Annotated in this window: 14 protein-coding genes; 4 read left to right on the top strand and 10 right to left on the bottom strand. The window is 31.6% G+C overall.

Going from position 1 to position 19,629, the window contains the following annotated elements; all coding sequences use genetic code 11:
- Positions 1-65: 65 nt before the first annotated feature.
- Positions 66-761: an FKBP-type peptidyl-prolyl cis-trans isomerase gene (locus PW52_RS13850; protein WP_316930150.1), complete on the bottom strand. Its 696-nt coding sequence runs from the start codon at positions 759-761 to the stop codon at positions 66-68.
- A 119-nt stretch (positions 762-880) separates the two neighbouring features.
- Positions 881-2,068: a glycosyltransferase gene (locus PW52_RS13845; protein ID WP_044633569.1), complete on the bottom strand. Its 1,188-nt coding sequence runs from the start codon at positions 2,066-2,068 to the stop codon at positions 881-883.
- 175 nt (positions 2,069-2,243) lie between these two features.
- On the opposite strand from PW52_RS13845, the gene PW52_RS13840 reads away from it, so the two are divergent.
- Genes PW52_RS13840 through PW52_RS13830 form a run of 3 tightly spaced genes read left to right on the top strand, consistent with a single transcriptional unit; the run spans position 2,244 to position 8,053 of the window.
- Positions 2,244-5,336 (top strand): glycosyltransferase family protein, encoded by a 3,093-nt coding sequence (locus PW52_RS13840; RefSeq protein WP_044633568.1) that lies wholly within the window; start codon positions 2,244-2,246, stop codon positions 5,334-5,336.
- Entirely contained in the window at positions 5,337-6,542 is a 1,206-nt protein-coding gene (locus tag PW52_RS13835; RefSeq protein ID WP_044633567.1) for a hypothetical protein, read from the top strand. It abuts the gene before it with no gap.
- Entirely contained in the window at positions 6,536-8,053 is a 1,518-nt protein-coding gene (locus PW52_RS13830; protein ID WP_044633566.1) for a glycoside hydrolase family 2 TIM barrel-domain containing protein, read from the top strand. Before PW52_RS13835 ends, PW52_RS13830 begins: the two co-directional genes overlap by 7 nt.
- Here PW52_RS13830 and PW52_RS13825 read toward each other — a convergent pair.
- The 3 genes from PW52_RS13825 to PW52_RS13815 all read right to left on the bottom strand — a co-directional run bounded on the left by PW52_RS13825 (position 8,043) and on the right by PW52_RS13815 (position 10,924).
- Entirely contained in the window at positions 8,043-9,263 is a 1,221-nt protein-coding gene (locus PW52_RS13825) for a glycosyltransferase (RefSeq protein WP_044633565.1), read from the bottom strand. The genes PW52_RS13830 and PW52_RS13825 overlap by 11 nt on opposite strands.
- Before the next feature lie 115 nt (positions 9,264-9,378).
- Complete coding sequence (locus PW52_RS13820; protein ID WP_044633564.1) at positions 9,379-10,617, bottom strand: oligosaccharide flippase family protein; 1,239 nt, start codon at positions 10,615-10,617, stop codon at positions 9,379-9,381.
- Positions 10,618-10,660: 43 nt separating this feature from the next.
- Positions 10,661-10,924, bottom strand: coding sequence for an STAS domain-containing protein (locus PW52_RS13815; protein ID WP_165586779.1), 264 nt, complete (start codon positions 10,922-10,924; stop codon positions 10,661-10,663).
- 162 nt (positions 10,925-11,086) lie between these two features.
- On the opposite strand from PW52_RS13815, the gene PW52_RS13810 reads away from it, so the two are divergent.
- Positions 11,087-13,147, top strand: a complete 2,061-nt coding sequence (locus PW52_RS13810) for a tetratricopeptide repeat protein (protein ID WP_044633562.1) — start codon at positions 11,087-11,089, stop codon at positions 13,145-13,147.
- Positions 13,148-13,700: 553 nt separating this feature from the next.
- On the opposite strand, the gene PW52_RS13805 is transcribed toward PW52_RS13810, so the two are convergent.
- The 5 genes from PW52_RS13805 to PW52_RS13785 form a co-directional block, all read right to left on the bottom strand.
- Positions 13,701-16,280, bottom strand: coding sequence for a T9SS type A sorting domain-containing protein (locus tag PW52_RS13805; protein ID WP_044633561.1), 2,580 nt, complete (start codon positions 16,278-16,280; stop codon positions 13,701-13,703).
- Positions 16,281-16,393: 113 nt separating this feature from the next.
- Positions 16,394-17,113, bottom strand: coding sequence for a LytR/AlgR family response regulator transcription factor (locus PW52_RS13800; RefSeq protein ID WP_044633560.1), 720 nt, complete (start codon positions 17,111-17,113; stop codon positions 16,394-16,396).
- Between the two features lie 9 nt (positions 17,114-17,122).
- Positions 17,123-17,440, bottom strand: coding sequence for a hypothetical protein (locus tag PW52_RS13795; protein WP_044633559.1), 318 nt, complete (start codon positions 17,438-17,440; stop codon positions 17,123-17,125).
- 4 nt (positions 17,441-17,444) lie between these two features.
- Positions 17,445-18,494: a sensor histidine kinase gene (locus tag PW52_RS13790; RefSeq protein ID WP_044633558.1), complete on the bottom strand. Its 1,050-nt coding sequence runs from the start codon at positions 18,492-18,494 to the stop codon at positions 17,445-17,447.
- Positions 18,494-19,627 (bottom strand): FIST signal transduction protein, encoded by a 1,134-nt coding sequence (locus PW52_RS13785; protein WP_044633557.1) that lies wholly within the window; start codon positions 19,625-19,627, stop codon positions 18,494-18,496. The genes PW52_RS13790 and PW52_RS13785 overlap by 1 nt, the downstream gene beginning before the upstream one ends.
- Positions 19,628-19,629: the final 2 nt, after the last annotated feature.

Genomic DNA, 19,629 nt, shown 5'->3' with positions numbered 1-19,629 from the left:
TAATGTATGCCATAAAAAAAGGTGCTAAATATATTTAGCACCTTTTTAAAAAGTATAAACTTTAATTATTTTAATATTTCTAGTAATTCTACATCGAAAACTAAAGTTGAATTTGGCTCAATCTTACCACCTGGTCTTGGGTTTGCACCGTATGCTAAATCACCTGGTATAAAAAATTTATATTTTGCACCTTCTTTCATTAGTTGCAACCCTTCAGTCCAGCCTTTTATTACTTGAGTTACGCCAAACTCGGCAGGAGTACCTTTATCTACAGAACTATCGAAAACAGTACCATCTAGTAACGTACCATGGTAGTGTACTTTTACTCTATCGGTAGTTGTTGGTGTTGCTCCTGTTCCTTCCTTTAAAACAATGTATTGTAATCCGCTTTCTGTAGTTACCACGCCATCTTTAGTTTTATTTTCGGCTAAAAACTTTTCGCCAGCTTCTTTATTTTCTTTAGCTTTTTCTTGTCTTTTAGCTATTTCTTCTTGTTGTTTTTTCTGAAAATAAGCTCTAATTAATTGCTGTGCTTTATTAGCATCTAATTGCATATTTGTAGAATCGGTAACATTCATAAAACCTTGAATAAAAAGTTCGCTATCGAACTCATCAAAGCTAGTTTTTACATTTTTGGCCACATCCATACCAATGGCATAGCTTACAGAATCTATTTCTGATGTTAATGTTTTATTTGTAACACCTTGTTTGTTACATGATACAAGTAGCACAGCTACAATTGCTAAACTTAAAAATCTCATTAGTTTCATATTTTTTATTGATTGCCAAAAATAGGAAAAATAATATTGAACGCTGTTAATTTTAAAATAAAAAAGGAATGCTTTCGCATTCCTTTTTTCCAAACAATCAATCAACTTACTTAGTTGTTATTAACAACTATGTGCTTTAAATCTGAATTATTAATTTTTCTTTTTTTTCTGTAAACCCAAGCTATTTGCCCTAATTGCATTACTATTTTAATAGAATCTTTCATAGATAATTTTGATCCATCTGCGTGAACCCATCTTTTTAATGGTTGTTCGCATAAAAGGGTTCTAGCTTTCTTTAAACCGAAATGATGGCTCATTCGTTTAAAAATTTCGACATCGAAAATCCATTGAGTTACAAACTTTTCACCAAAACCTATATTTATAACATCCTTACTAAAAATTTTAGCACCACATTGTGTGTCTTTAAAATCCATTTTTAAGATTTTACGGATAATATAATTGATAGTTAAACTAATAATTTTTCTTGCCGATTCTTTAGTAATATTTGCACCCATTCTAGAAATTCTAGAACCACTAACAATTTTAAAACTTGAAGTTTCTATAGTCTTGACTAAATCATCAAAATCTTCTAAATCTGTAGATAAATCGGCATCTAAAAATCCTATATAATCTAAATCTTCTTTAGTAGCCATGTGCAACATGCCTAAACGCACTGCTTCTGCTTTACCTCCATTTTTTTCACAATCGTAAACCGTGATAAAATCCTCTCTTCCTTTTTGTAAATTCTTTAAAACATCTAAAGTATTATCTTTACTTCCATCATTTACAAAACATAAATGATACCCTGAATATTTATCTATATAACTTAAAAATTCGTCACTTAACAAACGTTCCTCTTCATTATAACATGGTATAACCACACCTACACATCTTTGCTGAATTACAACATCGTTACTCAACGTTTTTTGGGTTTGATTTGAAACTCCAATTAAACGTTTTACACGAGCACAAACCTCGTTTAAACTAAGTGGTTTCTTCATGTAATCATCAATTCCTAAGTCGAAACCTTTTGTTATAACATTATCTTGTGTGTTACCTGAAAGCACCATAACCGATGTATTTGGTCTGTCGGAATTTCGTATAAACTCTACAACCTCTAAACCTGAAATCCCAGGCATATTTATATCAACAATCACTAAATCCGGTATAAAACTTTCAAATACCTCGAGACCTTTTTTAGAGTTCGTTTCAATTTTCACCTCATAACCTAGTTCAGTTAATCTTTTTTCTAAAGGCAATAAAACCAATTGCTGATCATCGATTGCTAAAATTTTCATAATTAAGTTGATTTGTTATTGATTTGGACTACAAATATATTACGATTACTCTCCTAAAAAGTTTAATTTAGTTTAAGCGAATTAATTGTGTAGATGAATGGTATTTTAGTATAGACGAGTGAAAAAGTTTACTAAAAACCATTTTATATCTTTACATCATCTTTAAATTTTCAACTTGAAACCCGAAAAATCTAACAAATATTTAATCGCAGCACTTCTTTTAGGGTTAGCCTTTCATGGCAGTTCTATATTTTTCACTTTAGAAACTACTTATGATGCTTTAATACATTTGTTTTTTGCAGACCATTATGCTAATAGCTGGTTCGAACCTTGGAATTACGAATGGTATACGGGTTTTACCGTGCAAAGCTATCCGCCACTAGTACACCAGTCTATTGGTTTGCTTTCTTATGTTGGCGGCTTAAAATTTGGAATGTTTTCGGTGGCACTTATTGCCATTGTTTTATTTATTACAGGCTCATATCGCTTTTCGTTACTTATTACGGGCAATAGAACTGTTGCTGGTTACGCATCGGTTTTAGCTGTATTTTCGTCATCGTTTGTAGAAACCCTGCATATTTTTGGTCAGTTACCCAGTATAGTTGGCGTTTCGGTTTTAATGCATGCTTTACCTGAAATATACTTATGGATTAAAACGGGTAAAAAATGGTATTTGGCTACGTGTTTATCATTAATTTCTGTAACGGTAACCTCTCACCATGTTACTCCTATTTTTGGAATGGTATTTTTTATATTCCCATTAATTGGCATGGTGATAATGGATGTTTCTCGCGAACAAGTTAACAGCAATAGAGAAGTAACATTTAGAGTTTTTTTAAACAGCTTTTTTAAACTTTTTAAACGCATTGTAATTTTTGGAGGTTGCTCTTTAGTTTTAATTATAGGTTGTATTTTACCTTACTGGATAAACTCTAAAGCCAACCCTATTACTCAAGTACCAATTCCACATGGTTCCCGCGATAATTTTTTAGAAATAACCTCATCTGGATTGGTGTTTTTTCTAATTCCTTGGGGTGTATTGCTAGTACTATTACCTTATATATTTTACAGATATTACAGTAAACGCTATATTTTTTTCGGTTTATCCATTACCATATTAACCATTTTAGGGACAGGAGGCACAACGCCCATTCCACTTAAAGTACTGGGAGAAACTGCATTTAACATTTTAACTCTAGATAGGTTCACACTTTGGGCTTCAATAATGTCGATTCCGCTTATGGGTGAATTTGCCTATCGATTTGTTGAAGGTGATTTAAAAACCCTCATTCAAAATAAACTTGGAGCTATTTATCACAGAATTATTGGAGGTATACTAACTGGACTGTTTGTGTTTATGGTAGTTTTTACAATGAGTTTAAATTATTTTAGGCCATCGCAACCTCAAAAAATTAAAATGCTCCCTATTGTTAATTTTTTAAACCAAGATGACCATGATAAATGGCGCTTTTTAACTTTAGGTTTTGGTGACCAAATGGCGTGGTTAAGTGCCCAAACTAATGCCATGACGGTTGACGGGAATTACCATTCTGCTAGACGCTTACCCGAACTTACTACACGACCAATAGAACGTTTAGAAAATTCAAAATTTAAAGGTGTTGCAGGAATTGGTTCATTACAACAATTTTTAACAACACCCGAGAAATATAATTTAAAATACATTTTCTCTAACGATAAATTTTACGACCCTATTCTCTTTTTCTGTGGCTGGCAACGTTTAAGGCAATTAGAAAATGGTATAATGGTTTGGGAACGTTTAAACATTCCTCCTGTATCTTCCATTTTACCAAAAGAAGATGTTGCAAAATGGCTCAAATTACACTGGGGAATTATGCCTTTTCTTACCGTTTTAATAGCTTTTATTTTAAACATACAAATGCTTTGGGTTAATATGTTAAAAACACGTATTAAACCACCAACCGACTTTTTAAAGTTTCATATTACCTACAGTAAGTTTAATAGAAATGTGTTACGACTTACTCATATTTGGTCGGTTTTTCTTGCTAGTGTCGTATTTTATGGCATCTATTTATTTTACTTAAAAAATGATTCGCAACGCAGCCCTGAAAATGCGATTATTACTTATTATGACGCTTTAGATTTTAAAGAATTTGAAAAAGCTCACAGTTTAATTAATCCTAATAGCAATTTACCAATTGCGCAATATATGTTGGAAATTTCGGTTACAGATGGTTTATTAAGTAGTTATGCTAAAATGGACGCTATTTCCACAGAAATAAAGCTACACAACGACAGTACAGCCACTGCAAAAGTATATACTAACTGGATTACTCCACTAGAAAAAATTGCTAAAACCGATTACAAATCGCTTACTAAAATAAAAGGCAAATGGTACTTACAATCAGATGAGCTTGACAACGATTTACCTCCAGACCAACTCTATTCTAACAATGTTACAAAATACTACAACCAAGGCAGGAGACGCATAACTACAGAGCAAACACACCACGAAGACATTTTAAAACAACCTGTTTTAGAAGTTATAACAGCTAAACTTGTAAAATACGATGGTAGTTATGCCATAATTGGAGAAATTCAAAATATTGATAACGTCCCAGCTGATGTTATTTTAAAAGGCACACTTTATAATGATAACAATAAACAACTGGCCACTTATAACGCCAAATATCATGTAAAGCATAAATTAATGCCAAAAGAAACAAGTAGTTTCAGAATTAATTTTGAAGGCATAGCTTGGTCCAAAACTCAAGATTCTATACCCGATACATTTAATCCCGATGAATTCACGCCTGTAGAGTTTAATGAGCAACCTACAAAATTCAACTTACAAGTAGCCGGAAATGTTGCAGGATCGGATTTATACAAAAGCGTTGTACTTAGCGACCTTAACATAACCCCAAACCAAATAACAGGAAATTTGTTTAATAGTGGAATTCAAGAAATAACAATTCCGCAACTACTTATCACCTATTATGATGAAAACAAATCGATGCTTTGGGTAGATCATTTATTTGTAAAAGAAGGTGTGCGACAAGAACGTAAACAAAATTTTAGTTATTCTATTTTAAACGAAGGGATTGTAAAAACAATTAATTCCAGCATGGAAAACATTTTTGTAAACGGTTTACCAAACGACGACATATCGAATAAAATAGTTCCAAATCGTATTTTTAACCATATAAGTAATGAGCTTCAACCTATAAAACATCCTAATTTTAGTTTTATTAGAATTGAAATTAACACTTATATTGCTAGTCCTTTTTAAATGAATTTTCAGTTTATTCACATATTACTTTTATGCATTGCTTCAGCTATATTTTCTGAAGCTCAGCAAAATTCGTCTATAAAATTACTAACTACTAATACATCATTTAATGTTGGGAACTCTATTGTTTTAAAATTTTCAACCGGCAATAATTCCCAACCACTCTTATATTGTTCAAATAGTTATGGAAGTACTATTATAACTTCTACTTTACAAAACGACACTTTAAAATTTAAAATCCCTGAAAACATTACTAAAAAAATTGGAATAGTAAATTGGAAATTACTCAGCGAACCCGACCATATTTCTGGGCATTTTACAATTACCCCAAAAGCACAAGTGGCCACTATGGAAACTTACATTGGCCCTCCAAGTATAGAAGCCGGTGGAAAAGACTACAGCATGCTTGTAGTAATTCCCACCGATAATTTAGACAATCCGGTTCCTACAAATACGTTGGTAAACATAAAACATCAATTTTTAAATACCGAAGAAAGCAATAATGTATTCACAAAAAACCTAATTGCGTATCGTAAAATTTACTCTCAAGAAAAAGACGGTCGGTTTTTAGTGTCATCAGAAAGTTTAGGAACAAATTCTAAAGAGTTCACTTTAAATGCGCTACCTTCAATTCCTTCAAATTTCACAATTTCTGTAAACCGTCCGCACAATTACGCCGATGGCAACCAAATAACCACTTTTACAACATCAGTAATAAAAGATGAACACAGTAATATTGTAAGTGATGGTACTTTTGTAAACTTTTTTATTACCAATAACAAAGGGAATATTTTAAAATCGTCTGGTTTAACAATTGGCGGTGTTGCAACTGCTAAAATAATTCATCCAGACTATGGCGATACCTGGCGAATCAAAGCCTATGTTGAAGGAATGGCCGAAAGCAATAGCATTTCGGTAAGTTATCAGCAAATTATTGATGATTTCACGGTTACTTTCACCAATAAAAACCGAAATATAAATATTGGTCCTTTACAAAGTTTCATGAAACAAATGATTCCAGATGGAATGCAAGTTAAACTTCAAATTTATCACAAAAACAAGCTCATTGAAACTTACATAAAAACCACTTTTAACGGGTATGTAGCATTTAGTTTAAAACCCGAAATTTTTAAAAATGGTCAATACAATTTTACCTTTGAAACCGCAGGAATTGTAAAAGAATTTAAAAATACAACGCTATGGTAAGCTTAAATAAAAACATAATGCGCACCATACTTATAGCTTCATACATTATGCTTATCGCTTTATTAACATATGGTTTAAGTGCTGTTTTTGGTTATTTAAACACAGGTGCAGATAGAAGTAAAATGCTTCATACCGAAATATCTAAAGTTGAACAATATTTACCAAAAATAGTATGGCAGCCTTTACAAAATGAAGGCAGGCCAATGGATAATGAAAATTTAAACGCCTTACAAAGCGATTATCTCGATGCATGGTATGTAAAACAAATTGCTTATAAAACCAATAAAACAGCCGGTATTAAAGACTACTATACCAAAAGTGCACGCGAAAACCTATTTAATTTTATTGAACACAATAAAAAGAACAATATCACGATTGAATCTACAACGCTAAATCATAATCCGAATTTAGAGTTTTTTAGTGAAGATGGCCAGTTAGCCGTTATTACAGATAAGCATGTAATTGAATACAAGCGTGTTTTTAAGGGTGACAGTATTATACACGAAACCAAAGAAACATCAACCTACAAAATTGTGTTTTTGTTAGAAGATGGTTTTTGGCGAATACGACACATGGTAAAAGAACAGGCTGCAGATTTAAACAGTGATTTTAAAAATATCGTTACCGATAATTTAAAAATAAAAGGAATAAACTACTATCCGCAAGCCACGCCATGGAATATGTTTGGCGAACAATTTTCGACAGATATTATAGCCAAAGATTTCAAGATTATTAAAGATGTGGGGTTAAATTCTATTAGAATTTTTGTGCAATACGACGATTTTGGAGCGGCACGAGTAAATCCGATTAAACTTAACAGACTAATACAAACACTCGATGTAGCCAAGGCTTATAATTTAAAAGTCGTCTTGACTTTATTTGATTTTTATGGTGATTATTCGGTTATGAATTGGACACTTAACCAGCGTCATGCCGAACAAATAATTGAAGCTGTAAAAAACCATGTAGCGATATTGGCTTACGATGTTAAAAATGAACCTAATTTAGATTTTGAGTCTAGAGGAAAGGAAAACGTTATCGCTTGGCTAAGTAATATGATTGATTTAATAAAAAAAGTAGATAACCAACACCCAGTTACTATTGGTTGGTCTAACACACAAAGTGCAACTATTTTATTAGATAAAGTTGATTTCGTTTCGTTTCATTATTACGAAGACTTAAATCTACTTAATGATGCTGTAATATCTTTAAAAAAACACATAAAGAACAAACCTCTTGTTATGCAGGAATTTGGGTTATCGTCTTATAAAGGATTTTGGAAACCCTTTGGCAGCACCGAAGAAGACCAAGGCAATTACCACAAACTGGCGCAAAGCATAATTGCTAAAAACGATTTACAGTTTATGTCTTGGACATTATACGATTTTACTAAAATACCAAAGGAAGTCGTTGGTCGACTTCCATGGCGAAAACGAGTACAAGGACATTTTGGTTTTATAAACCAAAAGGGAGAGACTAAACCCGCTTTTCAATACATTTCTAATGAATAAGTTCTTTTGTAGGTATTTTTTCGTCTCTATTGTTTCGCTTTGACATTATATTTTTAAATGTAGACACATATAATTGTGCAATTTTAGACATTGGATATGCCGTAGCTGCTTTATAATTTGCCTTTCCTAACTGCACTCTATAGTCATCGTTTGTAACAATATTTTCAATAGCTACCGCTAAACTCTCAACCGATGTTGATTCGAAAAATTCACCTCGATAACCTTCATCTTTAATTAACAGGGCTAAATCTCCTAAATCTGGCATAACAACCGCTTTACCATAACTTCCAGCTTGATGTAAAACCCCCGAGCTGCCTGTTGTTGATGTATAAGGAAATACCACCACTGCACTATCGTTAAATAAGCCAGGAACCTCGTATTCCTCAACATAACCCGTAAACCTTAATTGCTTTACATGACTATATTTTTGCTTTACACCTTCTAAATACCCAGGAACATTTGGGTTATCGGTACCAGCAACAACAATTTCTAAATCTGCACCTGTTTTTAATCGCACTTGCTCCACCGCTTCAATCATATGCTCCACTTTTTTATAAGTACCAAACTTGCCAAAAGTCATTATTTGCATGGGTGATTTTGGAATGCGATAATCTGGCTCATCAGCTATTTCAAATGTACCATGCGGAATTAACTTAACATTTTTTGCTTTGTACTTATCTTGTAGAATATCGACATATTTTTGCATGGTTACAGCTACGGTATCGGCCTGAAGAATTAAGCGCGTTAAGGTTGTACCAATAAAGCCATAAATCTTTTGTAAAAGCTTATTACTTGTAAAACCAGCACTTCCTAAATCTACTTCTTCCAATATATTATGCAGTAAAACAATGTTTGGCAAACGTTTTAATTTACAAACAAGTGGTAGCATTAAACCTAAAGCTGCTGCTACTTTTTTATCACCAAATTTCATAAACTGCAAATTAAATAATACTGCATCTGGTTGCGTTATATTTATAGCTTTGGCTACGCTTAAAATATTTTTATAACTATTAAAACTCCAACATTCTTTAACGGTTATTTTACAACCGTTTTCGGTAAAACCTAGGTCTTTTTCTCCTTTTGTTTTATCTGTTAACAATATCAGTTCAGTTACATCTTCAAGCTGTCTAAATTGTTTAACAAGATGATATGCATACTCATTCAAAGTTACTTTACTGGGTGGGTAAGCTGTTACTATAGCTAATTTCATGATATAGATTTTTAGGATTACCGTACAAATTTGAGGATTTCACTAGATTTGTTTAGGTGATTTTAGATAGAACACTATTTAAGTGTAGACGAATGGTAATTTACTTGAGATTAGGCTATTTTTTATGATTTAACTTAAAAAACATTATTTGAATTAACAATAAAAGCAACATCGCAATAATTTGCATATGCACAACCTCCTCTAAACTATCATGGAAAAACACCACTAATCCCATTTGTAAAACACCAAAAACTCCAGATATTATAACTGGCACATACTTATCGAGCGATAAATAATAATATGCGAATATGTTGGATATAGCGAACATAGAAGTTGCTACGCCATATTTCCATAATAATGGCGCCATAGCCAAATAGCTTTTACCAAATAGCAAGGTAATTGCTGTTTTTGGAAATATGGCACATCCCAAAGTAATTAACAAAGCTATACCCGCTATATATGCTACATATTTAAATAAAACGGGCGCCGTTTCTTTTCCTTCTTTTTTCAGCTCAATAACTGCTGGCAATAATAACATTACAAACATCCAAGCAATAAAATAAACTATACGACCAATTAATGCTAAAGACGCATACAAACCAGCTTCATACGACTCAAAATAGTGCTTTACTAATAAAATATCACTATTATTTATAATAATTTGAGTTAGCTCATAAAATGCCGTAATTACAAAAAAACTCCTGATAGCTTTGGTATTAGTTTTACTTAAAGTTAAATGTTTAACCGATAATATTTTAGGCATTTTAAAAGGTAATAAACCGAATAAAAATGATACTAAAATACCTATAGCAATTACTACAGAAGATTGTAAGTTTAAAAAATAAATTAAACTTAGGGTAATTATTAAACGACTTATCATTTCGCCTTGATAGGTTATAGATAATGACTTAAAGGCTTTTTTACCTTGGTACACCCCTCGATTTACACTCATTACGAAATATAGAGGTACTCCAAAACCAAATACCATAAACATACTGGCAGAAGATGTGTTAAAAACTACTTGTAACTGGTTAGCAAAAACAATTATTAGCAGGCCCAAAACAAGTCCTACTAAAGTGGCGTTTTTATAAATTTTACTAATAAAATTATTAAAGGTTTCATTCTCGAATAACACAGAAAATTTTGCCGTCACTAATTGAAATGTCATCGCCGCAAAACTTAAAACTAATAAAAAAGTTATTAATACTGCGGCATCGGCAAACTGAGCAGGTCCTAAAATACGTCCTAAAATTAAATTGTATAAATAATTACCCCCGTTAACAACTAATACGCTAAGCATAAATAATTGTTCAGGAGATATTTTTCGAGACTTTAACGTCGCTAAAAGTTCCATAAGATTTTAAGTTTGTTGATATTTGGGGGTAACTAATAACTTATTAGCTACTAGTATTTTGATTATAAAATTCATTGATTTGTTTTCCTTCTACTGAAAAAACCTTTTTCTTTTCGAAAGCAAACAAATTAAGTTCAATAAAAGCCTTTATCCCAGCCATACTAATTGAACTTACTTTTTCAACATTAATGATGAGCTCGCTATTAAACTTTAAAAGTGTTTTAATTTTTTTCTTAAATTGTGAAACGTTAGAGGCATTTATTTCACCTTCTATCACAAAAATCTTATCTTTTCGTATTATTTCCATAATCATTTTGTGTAATAATAAGTTTATAATTCTGTCATTATTGAAGCAAATATCATCCAATTATCAACAGAGTGCTTTTAAATTTCGGTGAGTGGCAATTTGCTGTAGGTGAATGAAATGGATTTTGGTATTAACTTGCAGAATCTTTAAATAATTAGAATTATGAATATAAAAAAGTCCCTAATCTGCCTTATACTTTTTCTTGTAAATTATACCTACAGTCAGAACATGCAAGAAGGTTTTAATTACTTAGAACGTGGTAATTACAAAGAGGCTGAAACTTTTTTTAAAAATATTTTAAATGATTATCCTTCAAACAAAACTGCTCGATTGTGTTATGGACGCGCCGTAGGCTTAAACGGTAAAGCAGATAAAGCTGAACTACTTTTTATAGATTTATTAAATGATTTTCCAAATGATTTTGAAGTAAAACTTAATTACGGAGAATCATTATTATGGAATAAAAAATTTAAACCCGCAAAAGCTTTTTTTAAAACACTAATAACCGAGGATCCTAAAAGTTTCCCAGCACTTTTAAGTTATGCGAATACACTATCTAACTTAAAAGAATACCCCGACGCTTTAAATTATGTAAATAAAGCTTTAGAAGTTTCTCCAGGAAACCCCAACGCATTAACCTCTAAAAAATATATTTATTTGGGTTATGCCTACCAAAAGCAGCAAGATCAAGAATATAAACAAGCTGAATCTCTTTTAAGAGAAAACCTTAAAACTTTTAATAACGATAAAGACACTCTAATTAATTTGGCGAACCTATATTTAATAGCTAACCAACTCGAAGATGCCGAAGCAACTTATAACATATTAGCTCAAAATCCAGAAAACGAATTAATTGCATTAAACGGATTAGCTTTAGTATCTCATTTAAATAACAAAGAGAAAAAAGCGTTAAAACTAAGTGAACAAGCTTTCTTAAGTTTAAATGAAAACACAGAATCTCACATAACACATTCGACTACAGAGCGTTACATACAAGCATTAATATGGAATAAAAAATATAAAACCGCTAACCAACTTATTTCTAGCTTAGTCGAAGTTTCGCCAAACGAAAACTGGTTATTAGCTTTAAGAGCTACCTTAAATATCTATAAAAGTGATTTTAAAAAGAGTGTAACCGATTACAACCAAATTTTGGTTAACGATAGCACCTCTTTTGATGGCAACTTAGGTAAGGCTAATGCCTTAAAAGCACTCGGTTTTTATAATAATGCCTATACCTCTGCAGAAAACACGTTAAAATTTTATAACAAACAAAAGGATGCTACCAACTTTATAAACAATTTAAACACCACATTTACACCATTCTGGGAAACCAAGACTTCTTATTCCTTCGATAATGGCGATAATAAAGCTTATAATATACAAACTGGTATAGTATTTCCAACCTCAACTAAATTTAAATGGTTAGTAAATTATGCATACCGCAATACAAGTAACAAAGTCACCAATAATGATGCGATTTCGAATACTTTTGATGCTGGTTTCGCTTACCAATTATTAAATAACATAACCCTAAACGCAACTGGTGGTATTACAACCGCAAACGCTAACGGTGAAAATTTTAACCAATTTATCACCAATGTTTCGCTTCAAATCAAACCTTTTAAATTACAAATGCTCGATGTAGGTTACAAACGTGAAATACAAAACTTTAATGCCGAATTAATTGACCGTGAAATTGTAATGAATAATATTTATCTTAACTATAACCTTAATACCAATTTTAATTTAGGCTGGTTTACCCAATACTTTTACACTTGGCAAAACGACGATAACGCAAGAAACCTTTTGTTTACTTCACTCTACTACAATATATTAAGCAAACCAGCATTGAAAGCAGGATTAAACTACCAATACATTACTTTTAAAAACCAAGTTCCTAATATATACTTTAGCCCAGAAAAGTTTAACGCCGGAGAAATTTTTGTAAACGTTGTAAAAGATGAAGGCATTTCAAAACCAAAAGAGTGGTTTTACGAGCTTACTGCAGCTGCGGGTTTACAGTTTATTAATAACGACTCCAGCCAAAGCACATATCGCTTTCAAGGTAAATTAGGTTATAAATTTTCGCAACGTTGTTTGGCCAACATTTATGGCATCCGTAGTAATATTGCATCGGCAACAGCGGCTGGTTTTACTTATACCGAAATTGGGTTACGCTTTAAATGGTATTTGTTTAATTCGCCCGTTTTTAGAAAATAGACATTGTATTCTACTTTTATTAAAGTCATTGCGAAGAATTACATGTAATTACAATTAAACGATTCTTGTCGCATATTCCTGTTTTTTATCACAAAAAGTATAAGGCGTCTTCTTAATAAAATACCAAAACTAGTATTCTTAAATTAGTTGTAGTTAAAAATGAGCAGTTTGTTCGCTTAGTATTTAGGAACGAAACAAATAGATTCTTTTATGCTTATTACGAAATAACTAGAGCATTATGAATATTTTCCCGACTACTTCCCTTAGATCTTAGAAATAAACAATCACCCATAGAGCTTAAACCTAATACTTTCGGTTTGGGTAAATTTGGATTTATTATAACCCATAAGCTATCTTTTAATAATCCCTCATCAATGTTATTATTTGAATCTTAAAATTATTAACCATGTTACTTTTAGACGCTGACTAAAACTATGTGATAATAAAGTTTGAAAAGAAAAAAGTTAAAACAGCCTTCTTTCAAATTTAGCTTTAAATAAAAAAGGGTAAAAACATTACGTTTTTACCCTTTTCAGTAAATAATCACTAAAAATCACTCCTTCATGAACGTACCGGAGTAAACTTTTTTATTGCTATCAATCAATTTAAATTTATATATACCTCTAGATAGATTTGGTGATTGGTAAACCGCTTCATTCCCGTTAGTAGTAATAACTCTCGTATCTACCGTTCTTCCTAACATATCATAAACTTGAATATTAACATTGGTACTAGCACTTTCCAACTTAATTACCGTTGAATTTTTAAAAGGGTTAGGATATGCTGTTAACTCATTTTGACGATTTAGATCTTTAACTGATAATAATTGCTCTTCATTAGAAAAACTTACTTGTTTTAAATTTAAACTTTTAGTTTCAACAACACCGTTTTCGGCAAGCATTGTAAATACTACTGATGTTACATCGGAAGTATCGATACTGTCTCCGTTTAAGTTTTTAAAATCCTCAAAAGAGATAGAAAAATTTTGAAAATCATCTGATAGATCTACAGTTGCTTTATATTGTTGTCCCCAACTTGTTATACTTTCTTTAACCAATCTAATAATTAAACTACCAGTTCCTTTTGCAGTAAAATTAAAAGTATTGTACTCCATTAAATCTATAGGGTTAAACTTTGGTGTTAAAGCTCTATAAACCGCTACATAATCGTCAATTTCTGCTTCAATTGAAATATTTCTTTCAACCGCATATGTATTATCGCTAAATGCCTCGTCATTTTCTTGAACATTATAAGATAGCACCTCAGTACCAGTAGCGGCATCGTCGTAACCCCATGGTCCATCAGATAAAAATAAATCGTCTGGAGTAGCTATGCCATCGCCAATTCTAAAACCAATATCGAATAAGTTTCCTGCATCTACCTCAATAGAAGTAATGTAGTTACCATTTAAATCTATACTTGAAGATACATTTTCAACAGATTTTGTTTCGGTAGTTCTTACACCTCCATCGAAATTAACAGCCTCGGTTTGGTTTGTATTTACTATTTGTAAATCTAGTTTTCCGTTGCGATATTTTCCTTTTCTAATAAAAACCGTTGGCGGTGTAGAATTGTTGTAAGCAACTATTGGTTTTTGAGCGTCTAATAAATTTAAAACTTCTTCACCAAGCACTAACAAATCATCAAGCGAGTTAGACCAAATTTGAAAATTATAAAACCCTACGTTATTCTCATACTTATCTAAAGTCCAATGGCTTTCAACCTCGAAATTAGCATCACCATTTACTGATTTTGCAGAAAGACTTAACACAAATTCTAATGCGCCTTCGGTGTTTCTAATTAATGTTTTTATAAAAGATTGTTCTTTAATTTCGATAGTTGAAACTGAAATTATTTCGGCCCCTAATAATCTATCACAAATATATTTTGTGTGCTCATAAACACCATCTTCGGTTTCTAATAAAAGAATTGAAGCAACTGTTTGATTGTTTTTTTGATAATCTACAGAATAAATATCTACAGCATTGGTAATTCCAATTAAATCTGTTGGTGAGGCTTCCAGAGCATCGTCTTCACTAAGAACTCCTAAAGGAATAAAATCACTTAAACTTAAAGTACTATTACCTTTTGCGGTTGAGCTTTTTCCGTATTTAGATGTTTTAACTAATTTTTTGGCAGTTAATTTATTGAATTTATAACCTGTTTTAGTTCTGTTAAAATTACGTTTAGAAATTTGCATCGCCAAACGATTGTTACTTTCTAAACCACCTTCGTTAGAGCCTGATGTGCTATTTATATCAATTACCGGACAAGCTGCGTAACCAGAGCAAGAAGGATCTTCACAATCTACCAAACCATCACCGTCATCATCAATTCCATTAGTACAATCTTCTTGTGGCACTGGTGCTGTTGGGCATCGAGCACCATCATTTGAAGCACTTGAAGGACCAAATGCAAATAAGTTAGATTCCATGTTATTAGTACCATCTAAATCTTGAACTGATTGAATTACATAAATAGTTCCTGTTTGGTTTGCAGATACATAAAAACGTCCCGAAACATCAAAATAAACCGCTCCATAGGTATAATTTAAACCCGACAATACAGGTACAACACCTAAATTTTTAACAAGGCCAGTTTCAGCATTAATTCGGTACAATTTGTTTGATGACTTTTCAACGGTATATAAATAACCATCTACTGCGTTAAAAGCCCAATCGTGAACATTTATGCTAAAATCTAAATTATGACTTGCAATATACTTACCGTAGTTATCTGATTCTGGATTAACATCTACAGAATAATAAGTTTTACCTCCTGGTTTTAAGTAATAAACTCCCGACGCACTTACGTCTCCTACATACCTATTATTAGTTGGTAATTCATCTATATAAAAGGTAGTTGTTTTAAAATCCTTACCAATTCTAACAATTGATTTTGCAGGCGTACTTAAAGACCCCCAAATAAAGCCATCTGCAGGATTATAGGCTGCTGCATTAATATTACCCGAAGTAACATCGGTGGCAACGGTATAAGAATTTCCAGATGCTAAATCAATAGCATAAACATCATTGTATTGAAATAAGTAAGCGTTATAATCGCAATTAAACGGTTGTTCTTGACTAAAAAGACTCTCTGAAATTAGAATAAAAAAAAGTAATAGTTTTTTCATAATATAAATAGGTTTATATTACAAAATTAGATTATTACTCCAATTTAAAATTTAATATTCGGTGGGTGAAATTTAAGTGTAGACCAATGGTAAAAACAAAACGTTAATAAAACTTAGAGTAAGTTTAAACGTTTCATTAATTCTGGTCGATTAGAACGACTTACAGGAATTACATCCCTCTTTATTAAAACGCTATTATCTTCTATATCAATTATTTTTTTGATATTTATTACGTAAGATCGATGTACTTTTAAAAATAAATCTGTAGGTAGTTTTTCTTCAATTTTTTTTAAGGTAGAATGTACTGTGTAATTTTTATCTTCGGTTTTTACTTGAATATAATCTCCCTTTGCTTCTATAAGATAAATACTTGGTATATCAATTTTTATTAACCGCCTATCTATGTTTATATATAGATGATTATCTGTAGATGAGTCACCTTCATCGGCTACTGTTTCTTCACTCTCGTTGACCTTATTTTGCGAAAATGATTCTGCTTTTTTAATACTTTTCGAGAATCGTTCTTGTGAAATAGGCTTCACTAAATAATCTACAATACAATTGTATTCGAATGCTTGAATTGCAAATTTAGGATCGGAAGTTGTTAAAATTATTTTGGGAGGATTTTTTATAGTATCAATAAAATCGAAACCTGTAAAATCTGGCATATGAATATCTAAAAAGATTAAATCAACTTCATTTTGATTTAAATATTTTATAGCTTGAATTGCATTAGGAAATTCCTCTAAAATATTAAGTGATGGCACACCAGAACATAATTGACTAATGATTGCACGAGCTGTTGCTTCATCATCAATAATAATACAATTCATAAAATTTGGTTATAGTTGATCTAAATACACTGTCATGATTTGTAAAATAGCCTCAAACTCTTTTTTTAGCTCTGTTTTGCCTTCAATTAAGTTTTCTTCGTAGGCTACGGCTACATCATAACTTTTTTCAAGGCCTAAAATACTAATTTTATGTTTAAGTTTGTGTACATTTTCTGCGGTTTCTTTATGTTTTTTTGCAGCTACATTTTTATAGTACACTTCCTTTTCTTGTGGAAACTCCAACTTAATAATATTTATTAATTTTTTTTCGAAGGCTTTATCTCCACCCGACATGCCTTGTATATATGATAAATTTGGTTGTTCCATAATATTATTTTTTAATTGTAAAGTAAAACGTTGAACCCACGCCTACTTTAGATTTTAACCAAATATTACCACCATACATCGTTACAATTTTTTTTGCTATAGATAAGCCCATGCCAATTGCTCCAACTTTAATTTCAAGTTTCTCAAAGGTCTTAAATATTCTATCGAAATACTTCTCTTCAATACCATTACCATTATCTTTTACATAAAACTCCCAATAATCTTCATTATCTGTAAAGCCTATTTCAACCACACCTTGTTTTTTATCATTAAAATTTATAGCGTTGGTTATTAAATTTCTAAAAATTTGTTGGATTCTGTATTTTTCGCCCCTAATTAAAGGTAACTGTTGTGTTTTTTTAATGGTTATATTATCTGGAATTTCAATTCTTCCTAAAATTTCATTAACAGCATAATCTACATCGACATTATATATACTTTCTTGCGTTCTACCAATGGTAGAATACTCTAAAATACCATTAATTAAAAGCTCCATTTTTTCCACATGACTCCTAATTTGATATATAGTGTGCTTATCGCTCTCATTAAAAACATCTTGATTATCATCATAAAGCCACAAAATTAAGGTGTCTATACTTCGTAAGGGCGATTTTAAATCATGCGATATCATATGTGCATAGTCGCTTAGCTCTTGGTTTTGATATGATAATTCTTCTAGCAATTTTTCTCGTTGTAGATTTGCATCTACTATTTTTTGAGCTTGACTTTGTATAAAGTTTGCTAATTTTTGACCATCTAAATTCAATAATTCCTCGCCCTCTTCAGTAGGTAATTGTCCTAAATTTAATGTTTTCGCAACATTATTAAGTTTGTTAATTACAACTTTCTGAGCATCGGCTTCTTCTTGCAGTTTCTGATTTGCACTAAATAACTCCTCCGAACTTAATTGCATAGCACGTTGCTGCATCACAAATTGTTCGTCGAAATTGTTATAGGAATGATTAATGGCTTCTATAAACGCTTTTATTTGTTCGTTTTCAGCAAGATCGCCACTTAAATGTTTTCGTATTTGTCTTTTTAATAATGAATTCATTATTCACTTATTAATGTTACAGTCATGGTTTGATTATGTAACTTACAATTATTTTCGCCGTTAAATGGAGCTATTTCTCCATAAGAATAAAACCCAGAAATTACGGTGTTATCACCAACTACTGATATGACTTCTTCAACTTCTTCTTCTACACGTTGATCTAACACTAACTTTCTTCCAATACAGCTAACTAAGAACGCTAATTCGGGCGCCTTTTTTCGATTTAGGCTGGCCTGTTTTGCGGCACGCTCTGATGCATTGGCTATGTTATCAACATTCGTCATCATGAGCTGTACCTTTGAGTTCTCTGGAATATCACCAGCAAAAATCATGGAATGGTCGTCTTCGTTTATATTAATAATTGTTCTTACAATAGAGTGGTCTTCATTTTCAATTTTGACATTCATCGGGTATAGCAAAGCGGCACCAGGTAAATCTTTCGATTTTTCTCCCAAATATTTTTTATACAAATCTAAAGCTGGTTGATGATCTAACTCGTAAAGTGTATTTCCTTCAGATTTAGTTACAATGCGCTCTGGCCCAAATGGTGTCCAACCACCATAAATTGAAAATGATACTTCTAAAGAATCACCATAAAATCCAACTGCAACAATTTCACCTTCTTTGGGATCTTCGTTATATGATGCTAAGGTTTTTTCGAACCGCGCTGCATCACCACATAACCCGCCTGTAATTAAAACATTATTGCAAACAGCGGCATTCATGCCTTTGGTTAATTGACTACCATTTACAAAACTGCCTTCTGAAACTACAAATATGAATTTTAAATTTTCTTTGTTAAATTTATTAATAATATCGCTTCCTGTTTTAAAACTATCATCTGTTAAAGCAGATATATTACTTGTTTTTATTTCGAACGTACTTTTTTCGAATTCCATAGCCGTAATGGTTATAGAATCATCATCAACCGAATGGGATGTTATATCACCACTGGTTGAGGCAAAAATTATATGGCCATTAGGAAATAACTCACTTACCTCGCTATAAATATTGGTTTGTTCTAATAAAAATCTATTACCAAAAACTAAAACCAAAGGATTATTTAAGGTTATGTTTTTACTTAAATATTCCCAATTGCTATTTTCTTTCTTTTTTAATTGAACTATTTTCATTT

Source organism: Neotamlana sedimentorum, assembly GCF_000943565.1.
In the GTDB taxonomy this organism is placed as follows: domain Bacteria; phylum Bacteroidota; class Bacteroidia; order Flavobacteriales; family Flavobacteriaceae; genus Neotamlana; species Neotamlana sedimentorum.
Note: the sequence above shows the minus strand (reverse complement) of the source record. Positions and strands in the feature narration are given on the sequence as shown.